Raw genomic sequence first — 3,709 nt, forward strand, 5'->3', positions numbered from 1 at the left:
GCTCGAAGCCGACCTCGGCTCCGCAGGTGTGACACGACCCGAACTTCTCCGGCTCGGCGTACAACCGCCGAAGCGCCTCTTCGAGGCGGTAGAGGTAACGGCCTTCCTTCGTCGCGAAGGCCGCAGCCTTCTCTCGCTCCTGGGCCTCCGTGCCCTGGTCCGCCATGTGATCGGTATAGCTCGAGAGCTCCGAATCGGTAGTCTCCCGGTCGGACTGGCTTCGCTTGTCGAAGAGGCCAAGCGCCTTCAGCGCCCGCGCCCGCTCGTCGAGCAGACGCTTCTCAATGTGGTCCAGTTGCTTCTTGGTCAGCGCCATTCCGTGCCTCTCGAGACAGTGGTCCTAGAGCCCAACACAATAATCACGGTGATTCCGAGCGTCCACGGGCAGGGGAGGCGCAGTAACCGAGACAAGACGCGCCCGGCGGGGTCCCGAGTATCGACGGGCTCTTACCAGCGGATCAGCGCAGAGCCCCAGGTAAAGCCGGAGCCGAAGGCCACCAAACACAGCAGGTCCCCCGCATGAAGGCGGTCGGCCCGAACCGCTTCGGCCAGAGCGATCGGGATGGTCGCGGCGGTCGTGTCGCCGTAGCGATCGATGTTGTTGACGACCTTGTGGTCGGGCAGGCCCAACCGGTGCTGCACCATTTTCGAGATTCTCAGATTCGCCTGGTGAGGGATGAGGAGGTCGATATCGGCGACCTCGAGATCGTTCGCAGCCAAAGCCTCCTGGACCACCTCGGGCATCCGGGTCACGGCGTGCTTGAAGACGTCCTTGCCGGTCATCGTCGGGAAGTGACGCCCGGCCTCGATGTCCTCCGCCGAAATACGCGGGTTCTTGCGGGACGAGGCAGCCTCCGTCCACAGCGTCTCGGCGTATCGGCCAAGCTCTCCGCGCCATCTCGGTGCCACTCATCCCATCCCGTCACCCACCGACGCTCTCGGATTCCAGTACGCTCGACGATCCATTCGTCCGAGGTGTCCACCTAAACTGAGCGATTCTCGGGGTAGAAAAAGCACACCCCTTGGGTTAAGTTACTGGTGCACAAGAAGTTATAGCCAGTGGCGGTAGCAGCCGCCCTCAACCCAAAGGGTGCCAAGAGATGATCGTCGAGTCGCTCTCCTCGCGCAATGCCACGGCACCGCTGTTCGATGGTGTCGAGATCACGTCCGACACGCTGACGGGTCGAGGCGGCTTGGTTCTGTTCAGTCGCTACCTTCGCAACCTCGAACTCTTCGGCGACATCGATCGCCTGTTCGGCTCGTTGCGTAAGAGCTCGAAAGGACTTCCCGTGACGGTCCTCTTCCACCAGCTGTTCTGTTTTTTCCTCGACGGGACGAGTCGGCATCTTGTGCGCTTCGACGAACTGAAGCGGGACGATGGCTACGCCGCCGCGATCGAGACTTCGCCGGACCAGATGGCCTCGTCGCATGCCATCAAGCGCTTCATGGGATCCTTCTCGTGGTACCGGATGTGGCTTTTCCGTCGCCTGCTACAGCACCTGTTCTTGTGGCGGCTCAAGCTCGAAGCTCCACCCGTCGTGATCCTCGGCATCGACGCGATGGTCATGGACAACGACGAGGCCCACGTACGCCACGGTGTTGAGCCCACCTACAAGAAGGTGAAGGGCTTTGCCCCGCTTCAGATGACCTGGGGCCGCTTCCTCATCGATGCTGTCTTTCGGGGCGGCAAGAAGCACTCCAACTCCGGCAACAGTGTGGAGCACATGGTGCGCCACGTGGTGACGCTGATCCGCAAGCACTATCGCAGTGATGTGCCCATCGTCTTGCGTCTCGACAGTGGCTTCTTCGACCAGAAGCTCTTCGAGTTCTTCGAGGAACTCGGCATCGGCTACGTCTGCGTGGGCAAGCTCTACCCCGACATCAAGGCCTACGCGGCTCAGGTCCCTGCCTATGCGTGGTCTGAATACAAGAGACCGGACAAGGTCTGGCACTATCTCGAGTTCGGAGACCGCAGGGGAAAATGGAAGAAAGGACGACGGGCTCTGTTGACTCGGCCACTGGCCGAGGACGGCCAGTGGCTCCTCGACTTCGCGCGACCCGACACCCTCCTCTACACGAACCTCGGCATGGGCGAGGACATCGACGTGATGCTCGACGCCGCGGGTCTGATCGAGTGGATCGAACCCGAGCACATCATCCGGCTCCACCACAGCCGGGGCGCCGACGAGCTCGTGCACCGCGCGCTCAAGGAGTTCGGTAGCGAGACCCTGCCCTTCAAACGCTTCGCAGCCAACGCTGCGTTCTACTACACCATGGCCGTCGCCTTCTTCCTCTACGAGTGCTTCAAGGAGGACGTCACCGAGTCCGTGGTGCCCATCACCGCCTACCCCACGAAGCTACGCCGTACGGTGATCGACTTCGCGGCCAAGATCGTCCGCTCAGGTGGCCGCAGGATCCTCAAGGTCACACGCGCTACATGGAACGAACTCCAGATCCCAAAGCTCTGGGAACTGAGCCGAGCGCCTCCTCGCTTCGCTTGGGCGTAGACGCACGCTCCTTGGCCGCTACTTGAATGTCAACTCCGGCTGATGCCGGTGCCGGGACTCGTGCGTCCAACCGCACCTGTTTGCCCCGAAATCGCATCCCAAAGCACCTCCGACCATCCGGAAACCGCTAATTCCAGGCGCGTCGGCTCCCCTCGCTCCCCTCCGCACTCCAGCACCACCCATCGCACCGCACATTTGCTGCGCGACTCACGAATCGCTCAATTTAGGTTGACGTAAGGGCTCGAAGCCACGTTGACGGGGGACCTCGATCCAGTGTACCCAACCCTGTGGGTCCTCGTGTCGGCCGAGTCTCGCCTGGACGGGGGCGCTGAGTCCCGTGTGTAGGAAGCTGGTGAGCCGTTCGGATACAGCCTCCGCGTCCGTCCTCACACCTACGATTGTTTGCGCGTTGTCCACGCCCAGCACGACGACCCCACCGCCCGTGTTAGCGAAAGCGGCGATCGCGCGCCCGATAGGCCTCAGATCGACAGCGTCGCGCTTGAACTCGGTACTGTCGTCCTCACCTTGGTTGATGCGTTCGAGAATGTCCAACCAGTTCATCCCGACTCTCCCCTATCAGAAACCGTACTTGGCTTTGCGGAGTTCGAACGCCTCCTCACCCCCATCGACGGTCTCAACGATCGCCGTCCGAACCGCTGGATCTTCGATGGCACCAGACACGGCCACATGGCCATGGTCCGCGTCTGCCTCGAGCTGTACCACGAGGTCGGCGTCTCCGTTGACTACGATGTTCGCGTCGTGGGTTGCCACGATGACTTGTCGGCGACCCTTGAGCCGGCGCAACGCCGGCAGCACCGTCTCCCAAAGGAAACGGTTGTCAAGCTCATCTTCGGGCTGGTCGATGACCAAGGGCCTGTCATCGTCGGCCTTCAAGAGCAGCGTGAGCAGGAGGCTCACCCGCTTCCCGCCCGAAAGCTGCCTGGCCTCGCGATACTCGGAATCACCGACACGCAGCTCGAGCACATACTCGTCGGGGCTTCGCAGCGCCCGCAACTCGTAGCGCTTCGACTGGGTCATCACTTCCTGAAATCGTTCCTCGACGGTAGATGATACACCGAGGTCGCTGAGTCGGCCCGCTTGAAGCTTGGTGAACAGTTGGTCCGGCGAAGGGCGTCGGGTGGGATCCACGTCGTTCCACCACCGGGTGATACCCTTTTGCTTGAGGCCCTGCAGGAACCCTT

General features: G+C 62.0%; 5 protein-coding genes. 1 reads left to right on the forward strand and 4 read right to left on the reverse strand.

Going from position 1 to position 3,709, the window contains the following annotated elements:
* A partial coding sequence (locus IIB36_20345; protein ID MCH7534090.1) for a hypothetical protein occupies positions 1–316 on the reverse strand: 316 nt, incomplete at its 3' end.
* A gap of 131 nt (positions 317–447) precedes the next feature.
* Positions 448–783, reverse strand: a complete 336-nt coding sequence (locus IIB36_20350) for a hypothetical protein (GenBank protein MCH7534091.1) — start codon at positions 781–783, stop codon at positions 448–450.
* 320 nt (positions 784–1,103) lie between these two features.
* Between IIB36_20350 and IIB36_20355 the strand changes: the two genes are divergently transcribed.
* Entirely contained in the window at positions 1,104–2,507 is a 1,404-nt protein-coding gene (locus IIB36_20355) for an IS1380 family transposase (GenBank protein MCH7534092.1), read from the forward strand.
* A 207-nt stretch (positions 2,508–2,714) separates the two neighbouring features.
* On the opposite strand, the gene IIB36_20360 is transcribed toward IIB36_20355, so the two are convergent.
* Positions 2,715–3,068 carry a putative DNA binding domain-containing protein gene (locus IIB36_20360; GenBank protein ID MCH7534093.1) on the reverse strand — a complete coding sequence of 118 codons (354 nt, stop codon included), beginning with the start codon at positions 3,066–3,068 and terminating at the stop codon, positions 2,715–2,717.
* A 15-nt stretch (positions 3,069–3,083) separates the two neighbouring features.
* A complete protein-coding gene (locus IIB36_20365; GenBank protein ID MCH7534094.1) occupies positions 3,084–3,656 on the reverse strand; it encodes an ATP-binding protein in 573 nt (190 codons plus the stop codon).
* Positions 3,657–3,709: the final 53 nt, after the last annotated feature.

Source organism: Gemmatimonadota bacterium, from assembly GCA_022560615.1.
Lineage (GTDB): Bacteria > Gemmatimonadota > Gemmatimonadetes > Longimicrobiales > Gaopeijiaceae > UBA1138.

What these genes read in the sequence shown, in the direction of transcription:
- IIB36_20360 (MCH7534093.1), bottom strand. Translation starts at nt 3,068, where the DNA reads ATGAACTGGTTGGACATTCTCGAACGCATCAACCAAGGTGAGGACGAC.
- IIB36_20350 (MCH7534091.1), bottom strand. Translation starts at nt 783, where the DNA reads ATGACCGGCAAGGACGTCTTCAAGCACGCCGTGACCCGGATGCCCGAG.